Below are 21,540 nucleotides of genomic sequence, written 5' to 3' on the forward strand. Positions count from 1 at the left end.
AGACAAACAAAAAACACCATCTCAAATAAGTGAGGATGGTGCTGTTACAGGAAAAGGGAAACAGAAAACGGAGCTAATAAAAAAACCGCCAAAAAAGGAATATCATAAAAAATGATATCTCTTTTTTGTAGATAGCTCTTCATACGTACACGTCTGTACATATGACAGTTCTGTTTCTATTCGAAAACAGCCCCAATTGATAAATGCAGAGAAACTTATCAATTTCGGCAATACTTCCTTTCATCTAAGTTCATAGACATCTCTGTGTCTCCATTAGAATACTCATAAGTATCGCAACCTCTATCTCACGTTTTAGGCGAGAGTGTTTGATTTATGAAGTTGTTGGTAACATTTGTTTTATAATAATTTAAATTTTTCGGGGAATCAAGTGTTTTATATATATTTTAAAAATTCTTTCTTTTTTCTGAGGAAGTTTGTGAAAAATGTAGCAAAATAAATTCATTGCATGTACATTAAACTTATAGTGCATAGGAGGTGGGAGAATGAAAAGGAAACAGCCTATTTATGTTGCGACAAAAATGAACACGACGATGGGAAAATTATGGGGATATACGCAAGAACCAGATATACATACAGAGTGGGATGCTCGCTTTACTGAAATTTCGTATTTAGAGAAAAAAGAAGGAGAACCACAGAAGTTTTTGTATAAAACAAAGATTGGATTTGGGTTTGAAATAGCTGGAGAAGGGGAATCAATAGGTGAAATAAGAAAAGATATTTTAACGCAGTTATGCAATTGGATGGAAACGAAAATGAAATTGTAGATTATTTTGGCGAACCACATTTACTCGTTTCTACACTGCATTTTCATATCGATGAGTTAGGGGCAATGCATATTTCTTCAAAGAAACAATGGTTTTATATGTTTGGAAGAAAAATGCCGTTACCAAAATTTTTGTATGGTGAAGCAAAAATTGTTGAAAGTTATGATGCAACACTACAGTGTTTTCGAATTCATGTACAAGTACGAAACCCGTTAATTGGCTCGCTTTTTTCATATAAGGGAACATTTGTGGAAAGGAAATAAACGATATGAAAAATATAATATTTGGGCTTGCTTGTTATGTTGTTTTTCTAATATATGAGTGGTCGAATATAAATCCTGTTGAAGCAATTATATTATTGTCTGTTTTATTATTTATACCAATGTCACTTTGTATTATTGATAAAAGAAAAAGAGATGGATCGTATTTATTATTTTATAAATTCGTATCGTTTTTATATCCAATCGCAGCAATTTGTGCAATGCTAGCTTTCGTCACAAATTACAATGTATTTGCGCTAGTTTGGTTTGTATATACAGGAATTGTTGCGTTATTTGGTGTAAGTAGATTGCTAGAAAGAGGATGGAAGCCGTTAGAAGAAATCGCCATAGATAGTGCGTTTATTTATTTGTTTTTAGGTGGTTTTTGGTTTTTTGCTTCAGTAGCAAAACTTTCAATTATGCATTTTAGCTCTGACATTGTTTTACTCACAGCAGCGCATTTTCATTATTCGGCGTTTCTATTGCCATTATCAGCTGGTTTAATAGGGAGAAAAAGAGAAAAGAGAAGTAAAGTATATGATGCTATTATGTTTATCATCATGATTTCACCTATGACAGTTGCAATAGGAATTACATACTCGAGAATATTTGAATTTTTTGCAGTGCTCCTATATTTATGTGCCATTTATGGATATGGATTTTACGTTTGGAGAGCAAAATTTAATGCTATCAGTGCAAAGATTCTTTTAATCGTTTCGTCTAGTACACTCATGGTTACAATTATGTCCTCACTTATATATTCATACGGAAATTTGAAGCATGTAATGACGATTACAATTGCTCAAATGGTTTGGATTCACGGTGTTGTCAACGGAATTGGAGTAGCGTTACCGGCATTTGTCGGCTGGATGATCGAAAAGAGTGTTCCGAATTATAAATACTATGGGAAACCAATGAGTAAATTAAGAGGAAGTGTGGCAATTGGTGAGGCTTTTTTATATAGCGGCAATTTAGTAGGCAGTAAGGAATACAACGGTTTAGTTGATCAAATAACTGATTTTCATAGTGAGTCATTTGACGTGACGAAGGTACCTTTAAGTATTATTCGTTTTTATGAAAATACAACAGAGTATGAGTTGCAATCAAATATTAAATGGGCTCGTTGGTTCCGCCTATTTGCATTTTGTTATGAGAAAATGAGCAAGCATGTAGGACAAATACATTTAGGGATGGGCGGCAATTGGGAAACGATGCATGGCTCTATCATTAGTGTAATAGATGAGAAAGATGGAAGAGAGAATGTAAGGGCTTGGATAAGGAAAAATGAAGCAGGTGAATCTATTTTTGTAGCTCTTTATTCAAAGCATACAAATAAGAATGAGACATATATGAATATCGCCTTACCTTTACCTTATTCGAATATGACTGGTATTTTGAAACTATATAATGATAATCATGATTTAATCATTACTAGTAAGTTAAGAGAAAATGGCCAGGGAGATGAGGGGATTTATTTACATACTCGGTTCTTAACAATCCGTTTACCGTTAGCAGAGACTTTCATCATTACAGAGGGTAAGGATAAAATGTTAACAGCTCATCATAGCATGTGGCTATTTGGACTTGAATTTTTACATATTCATTATAAGATTGAAAAAATTGCACAGAAGTAAGAAAGGCTTGGATGGGTTTCCAAGCTTTTTTATGTATGGGTAATTGTCATAGAAATTTGTTTATTTAGCTCATTATCCCAAACACGTTGAATTTCAAAAGTGCCTGTTTCAAAAAATAATGGGAATCTTTCTTTAAACCAAGTTTGCATAGGTAGCTTTAGTGCTGTATTGATTGGTATCCATAATAATTCACCCTCAGGAGGATTCAAAAGAAGTTCACCTTCAAATGAGTCTGTCCAATAGTTAAATACCATATATCGAACATTACCTTTCGGATTGACATATTCATCTAATCCTTTAAAAGTTAAATTGGAAACAAGTAATCCAGTTTCTTCTTTTACTTCTCTTATAGCGGCTTGAACGATACTTTCGGGGAAATCTACTTTGCCGCCAGGAGCGATGTAGCCAGGGAAACCTCGATGGCTGGGGCGTTTTATGAGTAAAATTTCATTGTTACGTTGGATCATACACATTGTATAGATCTGATGTTCGATGTTATGTGAATTTGGAGGCATAATGATGTATTCTCCTTTATATTTTTTTGATAATTTTACCATAACATAATTGTTTCTTATATAATTAGAAATGGAATGTTATAAATTTTCAGTTATATATTATAAATTCTATAGTCATTCGAAAAGAGGGGAGAGACATGCAAGGAGAAATACAAAAGGAGAAAAGTTTAGGTTATATTGGAAAATTATTATTACCAGTTAAAGTATCAACGCACTTTAAGTTTTTATGGATTGGACAATTACTCTCGGCCTTAGGTAGTTCGATAACTATGGTCATACTTCCAGTTGTTGTGTATTCATTAACTGGTTCAACAGTTGTAATGGGGATGACGATGGCAATGTACATGCTACCTAATATTCTTGCTTTACCGTTTGCGGGTTTAATTGTAGACCGAATTGATCGGGTTAGGTTAATGTTATTTACGGATATAATCCGCTGTATATTAATGCTATTACTTGCATCGCTTATATTTATGGATTTATTAACAATTACGATTTTATATATTCTCGTTGCCATATACGGACTTATGGAAGGGATATTCCAACCAGCATATTCTGCTGTAAGGGCGAAAGTATTCGTCCCTGAAATTCGTAATGCAGCTAACGCACTCACTCAAATGAGTAATCAAGGTATACGATTAATTGGGCCAGCACTTGGTGGGTTAATCGTATCGGTTGCATCTGCAGGGATAGGTTTCGGACTAGATGCAGCAACGTACTTATTATCATTTTTATGTTTATTATTTTTAAAAGAAATTAAGTTTAAAAAAGTAAAACCCATTGAAAAGAGTAAGCTTAATTACAAACAAGAGTTTATGGAAGGTGTTTTAGTTTTAAAAAGTCATCCGTGGCTGTGGATTACAATTTTAGTTTTTTCTTTTATAAATATTTGTTATGCCGGCATTATCGTCGTATTAATTCCATGGTTATTTAATGTTCATCATCATTTTGAAGCTTACGTGTATGGACTTGGCATGGCCTTTTCTGGTGGTGGGGCTGTAATTGCCGCATTAATATTTGGTGGGAAAGAGCTGTGGCATAAGAGAGGATTACTGGCTTATGGAGGTGTTTTAATGAGTGGCATTGCTTTATTAATTATGCCATTCATTTCTTGGGCACCCGCTTTAATATTCTTAATGGCAATTGAAGGATTTGGCATGATGATATTTGGACTCATTTGGGAAACGAGTTTACAGGAGCTTGTACCAGAAGAAGCATTCGGAAGAGTGGCAAGCCTTGATATGTTGGGTTCTTTTGCTTTATTGCCATTAGGATACGTAGTTGTAGGCTGGTTAGCTACTGTCATAGGTGGCGAGATAACTATTATAACACTAGCTAGTTTAGTAATTTTAACAATTGGAATAGCATTGTCTGTACCGAGTATTCGTCGATTTAATTGATTATATGGGAAAAGAGGGCTAGACCTATATAGAAAATAACTTAGCATATAATCAACTAGTATTAATAAAACATCTTTGTAATGAAAAGCCTTCCATACACATTTGGCACAAAAAAATTAGTATGGAAGCAACAAAATTAGAAATCACAAAAGAAGTGACGGAAGCGATACAAGCAGGTTTCAAAAAAGAAGACTAAGCCCTAAAGAAATTAGGACTTAGTCTTCATTAAATACAAATGTTTGTTTCATTTTTTTACCTTCATTTACCGGATGGCCGTTATAAGAGAAATTCTTTTCTTCCCAAGTGATTACAACTTTAAAATTATGACTATTAAAGTCTAATGGGAATACCATGTAGTCAAAGCTTGTATGACTTTTAGAAATATTTTCATTAGGTGTAGTAGGTTTAAAGGTAGCCTTAGAGGTAGGATTGTTATCAAGTATTTCCACAGATACATTTGATACATCATGACCGATGTTTTTTACGAGTAAACTATACGTATCAAATACACCTTGTTTCGGCTGGATTGCTTGCTTGTTTGAGTTATGAGATTTATCAATTTCGACATACCATTGTTTAGACTTTGACGCAATCGGTAGTGACTGAAATGTGTAAGCACTAGCTTGCATTGGTAGTGCTAAACATATAAGCGTAAAGAGAGTTAATATTTTTCGTTTCATTTTTTAAGAGCTCCCATTCTTTAATGGATTTACTTGTTATTATCTTCTTTTTACGAGTAAATATACCATATAATGTAAAGTGGTTATTGTGAGTAGTGAATTAATATATTATTCACTACTCTTATAGCTGGCATAATTACGTATGTAGTAAGAAAGAATAAATTTGTTTTTTCTATACTTAGATTGCTACCCTTTTTAAAAGGGCTATTTTTATGTTTTAATAAAAAGAATATACTAAGAGTTCCGTATAAATTATTTATTTTAATGTAGTTAAATGTGCTTGTATATGTGAAATTAGAGAGGGAAGCTGTGTAGAGATGTTTCTACACAGCTTTTTAGGATATGAAAAAATTGCCAAAAATATGTTAAAATAACATTGTCATACAACAAGGGGGATTTGTTTTATGGAAAATGGACATCTTGCTAAAGTAGACTTAACGAAAAAAATTGAATCAAAATCTAAGTACAATAAGAAACTCGAAAAATATCAAAGGCGCTTATTAGCATTACAACAAATTTTGAAAGAAGAAAAAATCGCGGTTATGCTTGTTATGGAAGGATGGGATGCGGCTGGTAAAGGTGGGGCAATTAAGCGGGTGACGGAACATCTTGACCCACGTGGGTTCCAAGTAGATCCAATTGGAGCGCCTGCACCTCATGAAAAACGTTACCATTATTTGCAACGTTTCTGGCGCAAAATTCCACAGTACGGGCAAATTACTATTTTTGATCGCTCATGGTACGGTCGTGTGTTAGTTGAGCGTGTTGAAGGTTTTGCTACAAAGGAAGAGTGGATGAGAGCATATGATGAGATTAATGATTTTGAAAAACTACTAACAGATGACCATTACATAATGGGGAAGTTCTTCTACCATATAAGTAAAGAGGAACAGTTAAAGAGATTTAAAGATAGAGAGAAAAATCCTTTGAAAAGATGGAAAATTACAGACGAAGATTGGCGTAATCGTGAAAAATGGGATGAATATGTTGAAGCGATGGAAGACATGTTTGAAAAAACAAGTAAGCCAAATGCGAAGTGGCATATTATTGAAAGTAACGATAAATTGTATGCTCGTGTGAAAACGTTAAAAATTATTATTTCATTCATTGAGGATTATTTCTTAGAACATGGTATAGAATTGCCTTCTTATTATTATGAAATGAAAGAGGATATTGAAGTTTTGCAAGATGTAGGTGTGAAAGAGTAAAAAAGAAAATGGCCCTGTGAATTGGTGAAACCAAATTATGGGGCTTTTTTATTTAGAAACATTTTACAATTAACAGAATAAGGTATATAATCAATAATCATATTAACGTTGTTAATATAATTATTGATTATATAATGTGTGGGGGTTTTACTTTGAAGGGAAGAGATGTTGTTTTAGGTTTATTAATGGAAAAGGAATTGTCTGGTTACGATATTAAAATTGTGTTTGAAGACGTATTTACTCATTTTTTTGATGGAAGTTTTGGAATGATTTATCCAACGTTACGACAATTGGAGAATGAAGGGAAAATAAAAAAAGAGGTTGTCATGCAAGAGGGGAAACCGAATAAGAAAATGTACTTTATTACAGATGAAGGACGTGAAGAGTTTTATCAATACATGCAGACGCCTGTAGAGAAGGATGTTTTACGTTCGGATTTTTTAATGAGAATGTATTTTGGTAACTATAGTGATGATGTAACAATAAAAAAATGGATTAAAGATGAAATTGAAAGAAAAGAAGCGTACATTGCAGATCTTCGATTGAAATATGAAAAGTGGAGAGTAGGTATTACTTTCGTCGAAGAAATTTCACTAGATGTAGGTATTGCATCGTATAGTGCACAAGTGGAGACTTTGAAGAAAAAATTAGAAGAGTTAGAGGCGAAAGAAAACAATAAAACAGAAGAATGAAAAACGCGTTCACAATAAATAAAGGGGTATATAAAGATGGAGCAATCAAAGGGTATTAAGATTGTCTTTTTAATGTGTCTAGGTATCTTTCTTTGTATGATTGATACGACAATTATGAATATAGCTTTACCGGCAATACAATCGAGTGTAAATACTTCGTTAGAAAATATGTCTTGGGTATTAAATGTTTATACAATGACGATTGCAGTACTTGCCATTCCGTTAGGGCGGATAGCTGATATCTTTGGAAAAGCAAAGATGTATATTCTGGGTCTGGTGATTTTTGGTGGTGGATCGGTACTTTGCGCTTTTGCTAATACAGGTGATTTTCTTATTTTTTCTCGTTTTATACAAAGTATTGGGGCAGCGATTTTATTTCCAACAAGTATGGTAATTGGTGTATCAGCTATGCCATTAGCTAAAAGGCATGTTGCGCTTGCGATTTTAGGAGTAACACAAGGATTGTCAGCTGCTATGGGACCAGTAATAGGTGGAATTATTACGCAAAATTTAGGATGGAGATGGGTGTTCTTCGTTAATGTTCCGGTTTGTATAATAGGAATCGTGTTATGTTGCATCATGCTACAAATAAAAAATGAAGAACGTATTATCTCAAAAATAGATTGGATAGGACTACTATTAAGTAGCACAGCAATTTTTTCATTTACTCTCATATTAGTAAAAGGTAATACATGGGGATGGCAAAGTAATATTGCTTTGTCTTGTTATGCAATTAGCACTATTTCTCTTATTCTATTTATTTTAGTAGAACGAAAGATTCATAACCCAATGGTGAATTTAAAGTTATTTCAAGATCGAATGTTTGTCGGAGCGTCGATCGTTGTTATATTGAGTAATTTATTTTTAATTGGAGTTACTGTATTGCTTCCAACGTTCTTGACGAAACTACAGGGTCGAACGGAAATTGAAGCGGCTTTTTTAGTGACACCTATTTCAGCAATGATATTTTTTGTCTCACCAGTTGCAGCAACTTTAATTAAAAAACTCGGAAAAGTAACTATTATTTTGTCAGGATTTCTTGTTATGGGGCTTTCCTACTATTGGTTGCAAATGATTGATGTTCATTCAACAAATATAGAAATTATTATTCCATGTATGATATTAGGTGTTGGATATGGTTTAGTAGTGGGGCCAATTACAGTTTTAAGTGCGTCTTCGTTTGAAGGAGAATTGTTAACTGCTTCTCAAAGTGTTGTATCAATGTTACGACAAGTCGGAATTGTATTGGCAGTCGCAATATTTGTCTCTAACTTAACTCACAATTTAACTGTAAATAAAGAAAAAGTATATCGTTATGCAGAAGAAAAGGTGCGTACTATTCATGTGAATAGTACTGGGCAAACTGAAATTTTACAAATGACTAAAGAGAAAATAGAGAATCAAAGTTTAGAGTCGAATATAAATAAGAAACAAAATGCAATGACAATGGGATTAAGTAAAGAGAAAAAGGAAGAATTGATTCGCGACAAGACGGATGAAATATTAAGAAAAGTTCCAGTAGAATATAGAGATGTAAAAAGAGAAGAAGTTATGAGGAAAGTGACAAAAGAAGTTGAAAAACAAGAGGAAAGTATAAAGAAAGAGGTACTCACATTTTCAAATGATGTGAATCATTATGCCAAGAATCAGATGGCTATGAGTTTTACAGATTTATATAAAGCAAGTGTGCCAATTATTTTAATTTGTGCTTTCGTAAGTTTGTCGTTTTGGGAAGGGAAAGCTTTGAGTAAAAAGAGAAGGGGAAGATTAGTAGAAGAAGCGTAAAGAAAAACAGGCTATAGCAGCCTGTTTTTTTCATTGTTTTCTCCTTGCATATTGTGAATGGTAGTATTTTTAATATAGCATGGGATAAGTCGAGTATGATTAGAAAGTTTTTTAGAATGAAAGGAAGGAATGGAAAATGCCATTGAATATGTAACGTTATACATAGTACATTAACAAGAGGGATTAATTTTAAAAGGAGGATGGGGAATTGCTAGATAAGGCAGGGGCTTTAATAGATAATCATGTGTACACAGAAGAAGAGCAACAAAAACTATACAAACGAACGTTAATAATCGTCAGCATTTCACAAATGTTTGGCGGTGCAGGACTAGCTGCTGGTATTACAGTGGGCGCACTTCTTGCGCAGCAAATGCTTGGAACAGATGCGTTTGCAGGATTACCAACTGCTATGTTTACATTAGGATCGGCATTAGCAGCTTTCATAGTAGGGAAGCTTTCGCAACGATATGGACGCCGGATAGGTCTTGCAACAGGGTTTATAGTAGGTGGATTTGGAGCAATTGGTGTTGTAATGGCAGCTTTAACAAATAGTATTATTCTTTTACTTATTTCTTTACTTATATATGGTGCTGGTACAGCCACGAATCTACAAGCTCGTTATGCAGGTACAGATTTAGCAGATAAGAAGCAGAGAGCAACGGCTGTTAGTATTACGATGGTAATGACGACTTTCGGTGCAGTTGCAGGACCAAATTTAGTAGGGGTAATGGGAAGTTTTGCTCATTCAATTGGAGTTCCTAAACTTGCAGGTCCGTTCATACTATCGGCAGCAGCATTTATACTGGCGGGTCTAGTTCTTTTTGTTATGCTTCGTCCAGATCCTTTGATTATTGCTAACATAATAGAAAGATATAAACAGGAACATACATATAAAGGACAACCAATAATAGAAGAAGCGAAAGAAAATAAACGAGGTATTACAGTTGGAGCAATCGTAATGATACTTACGCAAATCGTGATGGTTGCGATTATGACGATGACGCCAGTTCATATGGGACACCACGGTCACGGTTTAAGTGCAGTAGGACTTGTGATAGGTTTTCATGTAGGTGCAATGTATCTTCCATCTCTCGTTACAGGAATGTTAATTGATAAAATTGGCCGAACTACAATGAGCATAGCTGGTGGAGTGATTTTACTTGCAGCGGGTGTCATAGCTGCGATAGCGCCAAGTGATTCTTTATTATTATTAATCGTTGCTCTGTCTTTACTTGGGCTAGGATGGAACCTCGGATTGATAAGTGGTACAGCACAAATCGTTGATTCCACAACACCGTCTACACGTGCTAAAACACAAGGGAAAATAGATGTTTTTATTGCGCTAGCTGGAGCTTCTGGTGGAGCAATGTCAGGTATGGTAGTAGCGAATTCAAGTTATGCGGCATTGTCATTGGCTGGAGGCGTGTTAGCGTTATTACTTATTCCTGTTGTGATATGGTCTCGAAAAGGGGCAAGAAATTAAATGAAAAAGAGGTTCTAGTTACTGACTAGAACCTCTTTTTATACACTTAAATTAAATTCCACTCTACAATAAGCCCTAAATGCGTAAGTCCGCCACCAAATCCGTATAGTAAAAGTGTGTCTCCGTTATTTAATTTCCCTTCTTTTATAGCTAAATTTAAAGCGAGTGGAATGGTGACTGAAGAGGTATTCCCCATATATTCCACGCTCGTTAATGTTTTTTGTATTGGAATTTGAGATTTTTCGCAAATAGATTCGATCATTCGTAAGTTAGCGCTGTGGGGTATGAACCAGTCTATATCATCTACTTGCATATTTACGGTATGTAATAAATTTTTTATGCCTTTTGGTACTGTGCGTGTTGCCCATTTATATACTTCTCTTCCATTTTGAACGATTTTTTCATTTGTTTGCAGTGGTGTGCTATTCATAGTAGTAGATAAGTTTGTTCTATATAGATGAATGCCGCCATCACCGTTTGTTCCCATGTGAGCAGCGATAAAGCTTGGGGTGTTTTCATCTCTTTCTAATAAAATAGCTCCAGCACCATCACCGAATAAAATACAGGTCGTTCTATCGGTATAATCAGTAACTTTAGATAATGTCTCTGTCGCTACGACAAGTACTTTTTCATGTGATCCAGAAGTGATTAAGCTATTACCGACGTGTAGTCCATATGTAAAACCAGCACAAGTTGCATTTAAATCAAAAGCTAGTGTATGAGGTATGTTGAAGTATTGTTGTATTTGGCAAGCAACACTAGGGAAAACGTAATCAGCAGTAGTAGTAGCGACAATGATACAGTCGACATCTTCTAAGTTTTTCTTATATGTTGTACATAAATTTTCAATTGCTTTAATGGCTAAGTTTGAGGAGTATTCTTCGCCGCTAGCGATTCTTCTTTCCTTCATTCCTGTTCTTTGTACAATCCATTCATCATTCGTATGGACCATCTTTTCTAAATCGTTATTAGACAATATTTGATCTGGAACATAAGTACCAATTGCAGTAATACGAGATTTAGAATGCATAGGAACATCTCCTAACTTTTATTTTTATAACCTGATACTAATATTAGGTTATAAAAATGTCAATAAAGATTTTTTTTGTATTAAAACGATAATACTTAACTTACTATGAAGGAATTTGGCGAGTGCTGTAAAAATAATATACGAGAAGTTTCTAAAATTGATAATGAAGGGAGTTGAGCTCCTTGAAAAGGATTTTACACATGTTTCCTGTCGTTATCATTTGTAGCTTTATTCTTATTATTTTTCCAGAGAAATCTTATGCTTGTGATTGTATTAAAGTATCAACAGAAGATGCATTTCAAAAAAACGATGTAGTGTTTGAGGGAAAAGTAATTGAGGTTGGAAGGAAAGCAGGGGTTGGAACTGAAGTGTTATTTGAAGTGAAGAAAATTTGGAAAGGGACAACTTCTTCGCAAATTATCGTATATACAAAGGGTGGTGATTGTATGTTTCGCTTTGTAGAAGGAGGAGAGTACTTAGTATTTTCTACTCAAAGAGGATCAGAAAAACAATTACACACAAATAGTTGTAGTGGAACGAAGAGATTGGATGAGGCAGGGGCGGACAAAGCGGCTTTAAGTCAAATTGCAAAAGAGTCTGTTCCGACGAAGAAAGTGGATTTAAAAGGTGAGATGGTGAGCGGTTTAAATTGGCGGCAAGTTGCTATTATTTCCATTGGTTTGTTATTGATGATTGTTTTTGTTATTTTTATTGTGAGAAAAACTCGCAAAAAATGACGATTAAAGTAAAAATATAAAGATTTTCTTTCGTGTGATATAGGTTGTTAAACCTTGTGAAAGCGAATTACTTATGCTACACTTTATGTAACTTAAAATGAACGGAGGGGCTTCCTTTGATCTTAATCAGATTACGTCTCAATACTTTGTGCCAATAATTGAATAGCGCTCAAAGGCTCTGTCTGTGTACAGAGTGAACGGGATTGGTCTGCCTATTTTAAAGGAACCCTTTATTAAGCTTATATGTGAAAAAGAGGGAGGGACGAATACGCCCTCTTTTTGTTTTGCCTTTATAAATAGAATGGGGTTGTATAAGTGAACACTTACTGTGGATACGTATACAATCTTGGGACTTTTTGACTATAAAATAGGATGAAAGCATAGCTTTCTTCTATTTCTTTGGTGAACCCTTATCCGTTTACGAAAACACAGGCAGCGACCTGTGTTTTTTATTTTACGTAATCGAAATGGAGGAATAAATATATGGAAGAAGTATTACAAAGAGCAGTTTTAGTTGGAGTAAATGTAGGTAATGAAGATGATTTTGCATATTCGATGGAAGAGTTAACAAATCTTGCGGAAGCTTGTGATGTAGAGGTAATTGGGCAAGTAACGCAAAATTTACAACGAGTAAATCCATCGCATTATATCGGAAAAGGAAAGATTGAAGAAGTTGCAGCGTATGTACAAGAAATAGATGCGAATATGGTTATCTTTAATGATGAATTATCTCCTTCACAAATTCGAAATTTAGAAGAGGATTTAGATTGTAAGGTAATTGATCGTACCATTTTAATTTTAGATATTTTTGCGCAACGTGCGAAAACGAAAGAAGCACAGCTACAAGTAGAAGTAGCACACCTTCAGTATATGATGCCTCGTTTAATCGGTCTTCGTGAATCGTTAGGGAGACAGAGCGGCGGCGTTGGTACGAAAAATAAAGGTGTCGGTGAAAAGAAGTTAGAGTTAGACCGTCGTAAAATTGAAGAACAAATTTCAGTTTTGAATAAAGATTTAGAAGCGCTCGTTGCCCAGCGTCAAACGCAGCGAAAGCAGCGTAAGAAAAATGAAATACCTGTTGTAGCATTAGTAGGTTATACGAATGCAGGAAAGTCAACGACGATGAATGCAATGCTTGAAATTTATAATGGTACAGAAGAAAAACAAGTATTTGAAAAAGATATGTTATTCGCGACGTTAGAAACATCTGTACGAAATATTGATTTGCCAGATAATAAATCATTTTTATTAACAGATACAGTTGGATTTGTAAGTAAATTACCACATCATCTTGTGAAGGCGTTCCGTTCAACGTTAGAAGAAGTAGCGGAAGCAGACCTACTTATTCACGTTGTAGATTACGCAAATCCAAATTATGAACAATTAATTGATATTACAAATGAAACGTTAAAGAAAATTGGAGTAGAAAATATTCCAACGATCTATGCTTATAATAAATCAGATATGGTAGATGTTGAAATTCCGAAAGTGCAAGAAGATCGCGTTTATTTATCAGCGAAGAAACATGTTGGAATGGAAGAACTTGTAGAAATGATTCGCTCACACATCTATAAAGAATATACGAAGTGTGAAATGTTAATTCCATATGATCAAGGACAGGTAGTTTCGTATTTCAATAATCATGCACACGTTTTATCTACGAGTTACGAAAACGAAGGTACCAAATTACAAATAGAATGTAAGACGAGTGATTACGAGAAGTATAAGCATTTTGCAATTTAATGTAAGAGGCAACCCAGTATGTGATTGGGTTGTCTTTTTTTTTGTACTGTTTTACCGCTGAAAGTTACAAGGATGCAAGCCAATGACGGGAGTTAAGTTATATTTCTGGAAAAAGAAATGAAAGCAGTATAGAATAGAAATGTTTCAAAAGTCAGAATTTATTACACCTACTGTAATAAATATATATTTTGTACAGAAAGGGGAGATTCACATATGCAGGCAGTTTCACACAAAAAAACTGTAGAAACACCGACAATATATCGAATTTTATTTGCGATTAGCTTTGGGCATTTTTTAAATGATTCGATGCAAGCAGTTGTGCCGGCGTTGTTTCCTATTTTGGAAAAAACGATGAATTTATCCTATATGCAAGTAGGGTGGATTGCGTTTGCATTAAATATGACGTCATCGATTATGCAACCGGTGTTTGGTATGTATTCAGATAAGAAGCCGTCACCATTTTTATTACCACTCGGCATGTTTTCAAGTATGCTTGGAATGATTGGACTCGCGTTTGCACCAAACTTTATTATTGTTATTATTTCTGTTTTATTTATTGGTTTAGGTTCCGCAGTCTTTCATCCAGAAGGCGCTCGTGTTGCGTATATGGCGGCAGGTGCAAAACGAGGGTTAGCGCAAGCAATTTATCAAGTTGGGGGAAACACGGGGAATTCTCTAGCTCCTATTTTTACAGCGCTAATTTTCGTTCCACTCGGTCAAATTGGTTCATTAGGTTTTACAGCATTTGCAGCAGTAGGAATTGCATTATTAATTTTCGTATCGAATTGGTACAAAAATGAATTAGCAACCGGTGCTGTAAGAAGGAAGAAGAGGGCTGCACTTGAGGCGGAAAATGCAATTGTAAGTACACACATTAAATTCGTTATTATACTTCTTGTTTTTCTTACTTTTGTACGCTCTTGGTACGGTGCTGGTATCGGGAATTTCTATCAATTTTACTTAATAGAGCATTACGGTTTATCTATAAAAAATGCCCAGTATTTCGTATTCGCATTTATGATTGCTGGTGTGTTAGGAACTTTCTTCGGAGGACCATTAGCAGATAGATTTGGTAAGAAAAATATCATCGTATTTTCAATGTTAGGTTCAGCGCCACTTGCACTGTTATTACCACATGTCTCACTTGTGTGGGTCGTACCGTTATTTTTATGTATCGGTTTTATTAGTTCAAGTAGTTTTAGTGTAATTGTTGTATATGCACAAGAGCTTGTGCCTGGAAAAGTGGGAATGGTGTCAGGATTAATCGTAGGTCTTGCGTTTGGACTTGGAGCATTAGGTGCTGTAGTTCTTGGGAAATTAGCAGATATATATAGCCTGCAATTTATTATGCTATTATGTAGTTGTCTACCATTAATTGGACTCACTTCATGGTTACTGCCAAGTGATAAGAAAACGATAGAATAGGGGATGCGCTATGAAATTGTGTGAAAACGTTACGGAATTAATAGGAGATACACCTGTCGTCCGATTATCTAAATTTATTCCGGAAGACGCAGCAGATGTGTATGTGAAACTAGAAATGTTTAATCCATCGCGCAGTGTGAAAGACCGTGCTGCTTATAATTTACTTCACGTTGCAGAAGAAAATGGTCTCATCAAACCAGGAGATACAATTATTGAACCGACAAGCGGGAATACAGGGATTGGTTTAGCGATGAATGCAGCAGCTAAAGGGTATAAAGCGATTTTAATTATGCCAGATAATATGTCAAAAGAGCGTATTAATTTATTGAAAGCATACGGAGCAGAAGTAGTTTTAACACCAGCAGAACAAAGAATGCCAGGAGCAATTGCGAAGGCGTTAGAACTGCAAAAACAAATACCTAATAGTTTTATCCCGCAACAATTTGAAAATCCAGCTAATCCGAATATTCACCGTTATACGACTGCACTTGAAATTTACGAACAAATGGATGGAGAGCTTGATGCTTTTGTTGCAACGGCAGGAACAGGCGGAACGATTACAGGGACTGGTGAAACGTTAAAAGAGAAATTGCCAAACTTATATATTGCAGTAGTGGAACCGAAAGGATCTCCCGTTTTATCCGGTGGTGTACCAGGTCCTCATAAACTAGTAGGAACAAGCCCAGGATTTATTCCGAAAAACTTAAATACAGAAGTGTATAACGAAATTATTCAAATTGCAGATGAAGAGGCTTTAACGACAATGAGAAACTTAGCTAGACAAGAAGGATTATTAGTTGGGCCATCTTCTGGAGCATCTGTTTACGCTGCAATCATGATAGCGAAACGCCTAGGCGTTGGTAAAAAAGTTTTATGTATTGCGCCTGATACAGGTGAACGTTATTTAAGCATGGGATTATTTGAATAAAAAGGATAGAAACACCTTAATAGTGAGTAGCTGCTATTAAGGTGTTTGTTTTATGGAATGAAGAGGGGGAGAAGAACAATGAAACTATTAAAACCAATCCATGAATATAGTGAGCATATTACGGCGTATAGACAAGCGTTTTTACACTCAGGGGAACAACCACATGGAAGTAGTTCTTTACAAAACTTTGATTCTCTTGATGAATGGTTTGAAAAAGTGAGTAAACAAGAACTAGGAGAAAATTTACTAGCTAATCGAGTGCCGTCTAGTCAGTTTTTAAGTTTTGAAAAAGGGGAACTTATAGGTTTTGTGAATATTAGACATAGATTAAATCCAGAATTATTACGGGAAAGCGGTCATATTGGATATAGTGTCCATCCGAATAAACGTCGCCACGGTTACGCTACGAAACAACTACAACTTGCATTAGCTGAAGCGCAAAAATTAGGATTGCAGAAAGTATTAATAACTTGCGATAAATCCAATATCGGTTCTGCTAAAACGATTCAAAAGGTTGGAGGTGTGTTAGAAAATGAAGTAGTTTCTTCTCGTACTGGTGAAGTTATTCAGCGCTATTGGATACAAATATGATTAAGTAGGAATTTGAAAAGGTAATGCAAGCTGTAATATCGAAATAGATAAATGAAATATAGGGGATTACTGCAATTTTAGGGGGAAATGAAATGGGATTAAAAGAGAAAGCGATAGAGATGTCAGAGATTTATAGGAAAAATCCGAAAGTAGAAGCTATTATTTTAGCGGGTTCAGTAGCTAGAAAGCTTGAAGATGAACATTCAGATATAGAATTACATATTTTATGGTCAACACCGCCAGAAGATGAGGATCGTAGGGCCCCTATTCATCATATTGATGGGACAATATTATCGTATCATCCGTATGAGGAAGAAGAATGGTCGGAAACGTATTTAACGAAAGAGGGAATTAAATTAGAGATTAGTAACTTTTTAACAGAGACAGTAGAGAAAGTGATTTCGGATGTGGTGGATCAATATGATATAAGTTATGAAAAACAATGTATTGTATCATCCATTCATGATGGTGTTAGTTTGTATGGAGAAGTGAAAGTGAATGAATTAAAAGAAAAAGTAGCGGCATATTCAGATGAACTAGCAAAACGGATGATTTCAGAAAATCTATGGTTAAGTAATCGTTGGCACAATCGAAAGGCGCTTTTAAAACGGAAAGATTGGCTTATGCTTTATGACGTTATTTGCGAAGTACAAAGGAACATATTCGGTGTTTTATTTGGTTTGAATAAAATGTACGTACATCATCCAGCGTTTAAATGGATGCCTAATAATGTGGAACGAATGACTATTAAACCTGAAAAATTATATGAACGTATGGCGGACACATTAATAGGGAATCCAGAAAAAAGTGTGCAGGAGTTAGAGTTGCTAATAGAAGAAGTGTTGCAACAAGTTCATACATACGCGCCAGGAGTAAATGTGGATGAGCAAGAAAAATCTATTTTTTATTTTGTGAAATAGAAAATAGTAATAAGGGGGAAGTTATGGGGTTTTTTAATAGGTTTTTTAAAAAAGTTGAAAAAGTAAATGAGCAAGAAGCTACTCTTCATGAATTAAGTGAAGAATTGTATGTTGAATCACCGGTAGAGGAAGCGACTAGTTACTGGGTATCAATGGCACAAAATATAATTGTTAATGCTGTAAAAGCGGCTGACAATGATGTGGAACGTGCCTTCGTGTTATTGAATTTGAAGAAAGGTGAGGCTTCATTTGATATTTTTTATCAAATAAATGGGCAATTGTATTTCTGGGATCAGCTAGAAAATGAGACGATAAGAAATAGAATTCAGAACGAGTTGTTACCGCAAGCTCCAGAAGTTTCAAATGCAGTAAATGAGCAATTTCGTGGAGCTGATCACCCTATAATTTCGTTCGCACAATTGCAGTTTGAATGGGAAACGAAAGCCTGGTTCTCACATATAATTTGGGAAGATAGCCTTGCTGCTCAATTGCCCAAAAATCAAATTCTAAATGAATGGTTTCGTGTAATTAAAGAAGAAACGAAAAATAGACCACTGGATAGTGATGCGAAATTTTCTTGGTATCCATCAAACTCTTAAAAAATGAATACAGAGAGACAGGTTATGTTTCTAGATGATTTGTATTATTGAATAAGTATCAATAATACGTAATTCTTTTTCTATTGCCTGTTAGAATTCGTTATGTACTAAGCTACTTGTTTTCTAAACTAAAACTTATATTTCGAATTTTTAAATAGATTGTAATACATAAAAATTCGAAATATAAGTTGACACTATTTTTAATGTGTGATAAAAATGATAGTAATCAATTCGGAAAATAATATTTGGGCAATGAAAGGGTATAGTAGTGAATATCTCCCTATTTCAGAGAGCTGATGGTTGGTGTGAATCAGTATATAGATTATTCATGAAGTTCGTCCTGGAGCATCTTTCATAAATCTCATATTTTGAGGAAATGAAAGACGGTAGTTTATACCGTTATCAAATAAAGTGGTGAAGATTTTTTCACAACTAGGGTGGTACCGCGATATTTATCGTCCCTACGTATTTACGTAGGGACGTTTTTTATTTAGGTCCTAACTTTGGTGTGGCTTCATAACTAGGGTGGTACCGCGATATTTTATCGTCCCTACGTTTTTGCGTAGGGGCGTTTTTATTTAGGTGGTTTCTTAGTGTTCTTCACAACTAGGGTGGTACCGCGATAATTTTGTCGTCCCTACGTATTTACGTAGGGGCGTTTTTTTATTATTAGGGAGGAAGTGAACGTATTAGAAAAGAGTATTGATAGAACAATATAAATACCGAATTGTAACAAAGAAAAAGAGATAGAGAGGAGATTAACAAATGAATTCACAGCAATGGACATCGAAATTAGGTTTCGTATTAGCTGCAGCAGGTTCGGCAATTGGTCTTGGGGCGATTTGGAAATTCCCATATATGGCCGGCATTGGAGGAGGCGGAGCGTTCTTCCTAATTTTCATCGGTTTCACATTATTAATTGGTTTACCGCTATTATTAGCTGAATTTGTTATTGGAAGAAGTACACAAAAAGAGGCTGTCGATGCATATAGAGAGATTGCTCCTAAAACGTTATGGCCTTGGTTAGGTAAATTAGGAATTGTAACATGTTTCATATTACTTTCTTTCTACAGTGTTGTAGGAGGCTGGATTTTATTATATTTATGGAATGCAATTACAGGTAGACTATGGGAAGGAAATGGAGCATACGAAGCTACGTTTGGTGAAATCATTTCCAATCCATATTTAGCAGTTGGATCACAGCTATTATTCATCCTTATTACTATTTTCATCGTAAGTAAAGGTGTACAAAATGGTGTTGAAAAAGTAAATAAATATTTCATGCCAGCACTATTCGTTTTATTCTTTGTATTAATCGTTCGTGCACTTACGTTAGATGGTGCTGGAGAAGGCGTTCGTTTCTTCTTACAACCTGATTTCTCACATGTAACATCAGAAGTTATATTATACGCAATGGGGCAATCGTTCTTCTCATTATCTGTCGGGGTAGCCGTTATGGTAACGTATAGCTCATACTTACCGAAAGAAGAAAGCTTACCACGTTCAGCATTTTCTATCGTAGCCTTAACTCTTGTTATTACATTACTTGCAGGACTTGCAATTTTCCCAGTTGTGTTCGCATTTGGAATGGAACCATCTCAAGGGCCGGGACTATTATTTATCGTTTTGCCAGCTATTTTCAGTAAAATGGCGTTCGGAAAATTATTCTTCATCGTTTTCTTATTACTATTCTTCTTCGCTACGATTACATCAGCAATTTCGATGTTAGAAATTAGTGTTGCATCGTTAACATCAAAAGGTAAAGGGAAACGTGAAAAAATAGCCTTAATCGTAGGGTTATTAATCTTCGTTGTTGGGGTACCATCAGCATTATCATTCGGTATATTAAGTGATCTGAAGATTTTCGGGAAGACAGTCTTTGATTTAGCGGACTATGCAGTAAGTAACGTATTAATGCCACTTGGTGTATTATTAGTTTCTATCTTTGTTCCTTTAAAAATGAAGAAAGATGTATTAATGAAAGAGCTAGGTGTAAGTAAAAATAAAGGTTATAAACTATTCGTATTATGGTTATTCTTACTTCGTTATATCGCACCAATTGCGATTATTATCGTATTCTTAAATGTACTTGGCATTATATAAAAAGAAAGGTAGCGTATCATACAAAGATACGCTACCTTTTTATTTTGCTCTTTTTTGCAATTCATTTACTGTTACGAACTGATAGCCCTTCTTAGATAAAGAATCTAAAATACCTTCAATCGTTTGTAAATTTTCATTAGACTCATCATACATAGAGTGCAGTAAAATGATAGAACCTGGTTTTACATTTTTATTAACGTATTTAATTTTATCAGCCGCAGATTTATAAAAAGTATCGGGCTCAAGATCCCATGTGATTGTTTCGATATTGTTTTTATTTAAATAATATGGCAGCCCTATTAACTTCTTACCGTTAGGGGGCCTAAAATCAATTTCGTCTGTAAATCCTGTTTGGCGGATTAATGAATTCGTTTTTTCTATTTCATCTTTAATAAAAGAAGGTGTTTTGAAAACCATTCTATTATGAGAATATGTATGGTTTCCAAGTTGGTGCCCAGATTGCGCGATAGCTTCTCCTAACGATAAATTTTGCTCTAATTCATTTCCAATTAAAAAGAAAGTAGCTTTAGCGTTGTATTTATCTAGTAGCGGTAATATTTGTTTTACATTGTTAGTAGGGCCATCATCAAAAGTTAAAGCAATCACTTTTTCATTTGTTTCTACGCGTTGTGTTAAATCTCCAAATAATTGAAAGCTTCTTGCGTTCATCAATTTGTATGTTCCGAATAATGCCGTGATAATAAAGAATAGTGTAACGATTGTAATGATAATTTTTTTCTTCATAATGTAACCTCACAATGATTTTTAATTCAGTTAAAAAGTATTATATCAAACTAAGTAATTTCGTGCTTTAAGAAGGGTGTGGATGCAAGGAGAAGGAATTTATCATATAATAAAATGCAAAAGGTATATTAGGAGGTGTTTATATGGCGATTATAATTCAATTGCCAGACACTGCAACGTCTCATGCAAAGCCAAGTATGGAAATGGCGATACTTTGCGTGAGGTAGACAAGTAATATACAATCGCCTATATGAGCTCGTATCATTTTTTATATTTGG

Annotated in this window: 18 protein-coding genes, 2 pseudogenes, 1 riboswitch and 1 other annotated feature; of the genes and pseudogenes, 16 read left to right on the forward strand and 4 right to left on the reverse strand. The window is 34.8% G+C overall.

What is annotated here, in order from left to right; translation table 11 throughout:
- Window positions 1-124: 124 nt before the first annotated feature.
- Window positions 125-311, reverse strand: a riboswitch (Lysine riboswitch).
- A gap of 192 nt (window positions 312-503) precedes the next feature.
- From ACTFN4_RS09750 to ACTFN4_RS09760, 3 genes and pseudogenes are all read left to right on the forward strand, one after another.
- Window positions 504-782, forward strand: a pseudogene (locus ACTFN4_RS09750) (hypothetical protein); the annotation flags it as partial.
- A pseudogene (locus ACTFN4_RS09755) lies at window positions 725-1,048 on the forward strand (DUF4166 domain-containing protein); the annotation flags it as partial. The pseudogenes ACTFN4_RS09750 and ACTFN4_RS09755, both read left to right, overlap by 58 nt.
- Window positions 1,049-1,053: 5 nt before the next feature.
- Complete coding sequence (locus tag ACTFN4_RS09760) at window positions 1,054-2,679, forward strand: YndJ family protein (protein WP_439962246.1); 1,626 nt, start codon at window positions 1,054-1,056, stop codon at window positions 2,677-2,679.
- Between the two features lie 29 nt (window positions 2,680-2,708).
- Here ACTFN4_RS09760 and ACTFN4_RS09765 read toward each other — a convergent pair whose 3' ends face one another.
- Complete coding sequence (locus ACTFN4_RS09765) at window positions 2,709-3,194, reverse strand: 8-oxo-dGTP diphosphatase (RefSeq protein WP_001134945.1); 486 nt, start codon at window positions 3,192-3,194, stop codon at window positions 2,709-2,711.
- A 137-nt stretch (window positions 3,195-3,331) separates the two neighbouring features.
- Between ACTFN4_RS09765 and ACTFN4_RS09770 the strand changes: the two genes are divergently transcribed.
- Window positions 3,332-4,594: an MFS transporter gene (locus ACTFN4_RS09770; RefSeq protein WP_001161164.1), complete on the forward strand. Its 1,263-nt coding sequence runs from the start codon at window positions 3,332-3,334 to the stop codon at window positions 4,592-4,594.
- Window positions 4,595-4,809: 215 nt separating this feature from the next.
- Here ACTFN4_RS09770 and ACTFN4_RS09775 read toward each other — a convergent pair whose 3' ends face one another.
- Window positions 4,810-5,274, reverse strand: a complete 465-nt coding sequence (locus tag ACTFN4_RS09775; protein ID WP_000823336.1) for a hypothetical protein — start codon at window positions 5,272-5,274, stop codon at window positions 4,810-4,812.
- A 404-nt stretch (window positions 5,275-5,678) separates the two neighbouring features.
- On the opposite strand from ACTFN4_RS09775, the gene ACTFN4_RS09780 reads away from it, so the two are divergent.
- The 4 genes from ACTFN4_RS09780 to ACTFN4_RS09795 all read left to right on the forward strand — a co-directional run bounded on the left by ACTFN4_RS09780 (window position 5,679) and on the right by ACTFN4_RS09795 (window position 10,442).
- Window positions 5,679-6,482: a polyphosphate kinase 2 family protein gene (locus ACTFN4_RS09780; protein ID WP_000427315.1), complete on the forward strand. Its 804-nt coding sequence runs from the start codon at window positions 5,679-5,681 to the stop codon at window positions 6,480-6,482.
- Between the two features lie 152 nt (window positions 6,483-6,634).
- Window positions 6,635-7,174 (forward strand): PadR family transcriptional regulator, encoded by a 540-nt coding sequence (locus ACTFN4_RS09785; RefSeq protein ID WP_000678333.1) that lies wholly within the window; start codon window positions 6,635-6,637, stop codon window positions 7,172-7,174.
- A 36-nt stretch (window positions 7,175-7,210) separates the two neighbouring features.
- On the forward strand, window positions 7,211-8,959 hold the full coding sequence (locus ACTFN4_RS09790) for an MFS transporter (RefSeq protein ID WP_439962247.1): 1,749 nt from the start codon (window positions 7,211-7,213) through the stop codon (window positions 8,957-8,959).
- A gap of 208 nt (window positions 8,960-9,167) precedes the next feature.
- Window positions 9,168-10,442, forward strand: a complete 1,275-nt coding sequence (locus tag ACTFN4_RS09795) for an MFS transporter (protein ID WP_000884507.1) — start codon at window positions 9,168-9,170, stop codon at window positions 10,440-10,442.
- A gap of 46 nt (window positions 10,443-10,488) precedes the next feature.
- Here ACTFN4_RS09795 and ACTFN4_RS09800 read toward each other — a convergent pair whose 3' ends face one another.
- Complete coding sequence (locus tag ACTFN4_RS09800; protein WP_439962248.1) at window positions 10,489-11,472, reverse strand: ketoacyl-ACP synthase III; 984 nt, start codon at window positions 11,470-11,472, stop codon at window positions 10,489-10,491.
- A gap of 200 nt (window positions 11,473-11,672) precedes the next feature.
- Between ACTFN4_RS09800 and ACTFN4_RS09805 the strand changes: the two genes are divergently transcribed.
- The 8 genes from ACTFN4_RS09805 (at window position 11,673) to ACTFN4_RS09840 (ending at window position 20,518) form a co-directional block, all read left to right on the forward strand.
- Complete coding sequence (locus ACTFN4_RS09805; protein ID WP_002204811.1) at window positions 11,673-12,209, forward strand: hypothetical protein; 537 nt, start codon at window positions 11,673-11,675, stop codon at window positions 12,207-12,209.
- A gap of 483 nt (window positions 12,210-12,692) precedes the next feature.
- Entirely contained in the window at window positions 12,693-13,952 is a 1,260-nt protein-coding gene (gene hflX / locus ACTFN4_RS09810; protein WP_000393285.1) for a GTPase HflX, read from the forward strand.
- Between the two features lie 213 nt (window positions 13,953-14,165).
- The gene (locus ACTFN4_RS09815; RefSeq protein WP_001149398.1) at window positions 14,166-15,377 is read left to right on the forward strand and encodes an MFS transporter; all 1,212 of its coding nucleotides are present in this window, start codon (window positions 14,166-14,168) and stop codon (window positions 15,375-15,377) included.
- Between the two features lie 10 nt (window positions 15,378-15,387).
- Window positions 15,388-16,305, forward strand: coding sequence for a cysteine synthase A (cysK, locus tag ACTFN4_RS09820; protein WP_000762273.1), 918 nt, complete (start codon window positions 15,388-15,390; stop codon window positions 16,303-16,305).
- 78 nt (window positions 16,306-16,383) lie between these two features.
- Complete coding sequence (locus tag ACTFN4_RS09825; RefSeq protein ID WP_000771271.1) at window positions 16,384-16,896, forward strand: GNAT family N-acetyltransferase; 513 nt, start codon at window positions 16,384-16,386, stop codon at window positions 16,894-16,896.
- A 92-nt stretch (window positions 16,897-16,988) separates the two neighbouring features.
- Window positions 16,989-17,816: a DUF4037 domain-containing protein gene (locus ACTFN4_RS09830; protein WP_439962249.1), complete on the forward strand. Its 828-nt coding sequence runs from the start codon at window positions 16,989-16,991 to the stop codon at window positions 17,814-17,816.
- Between the two features lie 23 nt (window positions 17,817-17,839).
- Entirely contained in the window at window positions 17,840-18,415 is a 576-nt protein-coding gene (locus ACTFN4_RS09835; protein WP_000505543.1) for a hypothetical protein, read from the forward strand.
- A gap of 243 nt (window positions 18,416-18,658) precedes the next feature.
- Window positions 18,659-18,881 (forward strand) — a binding site (T-box leader).
- Window positions 18,882-19,180: 299 nt separating this feature from the next.
- Window positions 19,181-20,518 carry a sodium-dependent transporter gene (locus tag ACTFN4_RS09840; RefSeq protein WP_153597927.1) on the forward strand — a complete coding sequence of 446 codons (1,338 nt, stop codon included), beginning with the start codon at window positions 19,181-19,183 and terminating at the stop codon, window positions 20,516-20,518.
- A 39-nt stretch (window positions 20,519-20,557) separates the two neighbouring features.
- Here ACTFN4_RS09840 and ACTFN4_RS09845 read toward each other — a convergent pair whose 3' ends face one another.
- Window positions 20,558-21,262, reverse strand: a complete 705-nt coding sequence (locus ACTFN4_RS09845; protein ID WP_000726858.1) for a polysaccharide deacetylase family protein — start codon at window positions 21,260-21,262, stop codon at window positions 20,558-20,560.
- Between the last annotated feature and the right edge of the window lie 278 nt (window positions 21,263-21,540).

It is taken from the genome of Bacillus cereus group sp. MYBK95-2, assembly GCF_051915225.1.
In the GTDB taxonomy this organism is placed as follows: Bacteria; Bacillota; Bacilli; order Bacillales; family Bacillaceae_G; genus Bacillus_A; species Bacillus_A cereus.

What these genes read in the sequence shown, in the direction of transcription:
- ACTFN4_RS09760 (WP_439962246.1), top strand. Translation starts at nt 1,054, where the DNA reads ATGAAAAATATAATATTTGGGCTTGCTTGTTATGTTGTTTTTCTAATA.
- ACTFN4_RS09765 (WP_001134945.1), bottom strand. Translation starts at nt 3,194, where the DNA reads ATGCCTCCAAATTCACATAACATCGAACATCAGATCTATACAATGTGT.
- ACTFN4_RS09770 (WP_001161164.1), top strand. Translation starts at nt 3,332, where the DNA reads ATGCAAGGAGAAATACAAAAGGAGAAAAGTTTAGGTTATATTGGAAAA.
- ACTFN4_RS09775 (WP_000823336.1), bottom strand. Translation starts at nt 5,274, where the DNA reads ATGAAACGAAAAATATTAACTCTCTTTACGCTTATATGTTTAGCACTA.
- ACTFN4_RS09780 (WP_000427315.1), top strand. Translation starts at nt 5,679, where the DNA reads ATGGAAAATGGACATCTTGCTAAAGTAGACTTAACGAAAAAAATTGAA.
- ACTFN4_RS09790 (WP_439962247.1), top strand. Translation starts at nt 7,211, where the DNA reads ATGGAGCAATCAAAGGGTATTAAGATTGTCTTTTTAATGTGTCTAGGT.
- ACTFN4_RS09800 (WP_439962248.1), bottom strand. Translation starts at nt 11,472, where the DNA reads ATGCATTCTAAATCTCGTATTACTGCAATTGGTACTTATGTTCCAGAT.
- ACTFN4_RS09805 (WP_002204811.1), top strand. Translation starts at nt 11,673, where the DNA reads ATGTTTCCTGTCGTTATCATTTGTAGCTTTATTCTTATTATTTTTCCA.
- hflX (WP_000393285.1), top strand. Translation starts at nt 12,693, where the DNA reads ATGGAAGAAGTATTACAAAGAGCAGTTTTAGTTGGAGTAAATGTAGGT.
- ACTFN4_RS09815 (WP_001149398.1), top strand. Translation starts at nt 14,166, where the DNA reads ATGCAGGCAGTTTCACACAAAAAAACTGTAGAAACACCGACAATATAT.
- cysK (WP_000762273.1), top strand. Translation starts at nt 15,388, where the DNA reads ATGAAATTGTGTGAAAACGTTACGGAATTAATAGGAGATACACCTGTC.
- ACTFN4_RS09825 (WP_000771271.1), top strand. Translation starts at nt 16,384, where the DNA reads ATGAAACTATTAAAACCAATCCATGAATATAGTGAGCATATTACGGCG.
- ACTFN4_RS09830 (WP_439962249.1), top strand. Translation starts at nt 16,989, where the DNA reads ATGGGATTAAAAGAGAAAGCGATAGAGATGTCAGAGATTTATAGGAAA.
- ACTFN4_RS09835 (WP_000505543.1), top strand. Translation starts at nt 17,840, where the DNA reads ATGGGGTTTTTTAATAGGTTTTTTAAAAAAGTTGAAAAAGTAAATGAG.
- ACTFN4_RS09840 (WP_153597927.1), top strand. Translation starts at nt 19,181, where the DNA reads ATGAATTCACAGCAATGGACATCGAAATTAGGTTTCGTATTAGCTGCA.
- ACTFN4_RS09845 (WP_000726858.1), bottom strand. Translation starts at nt 21,262, where the DNA reads ATGAAGAAAAAAATTATCATTACAATCGTTACACTATTCTTTATTATC.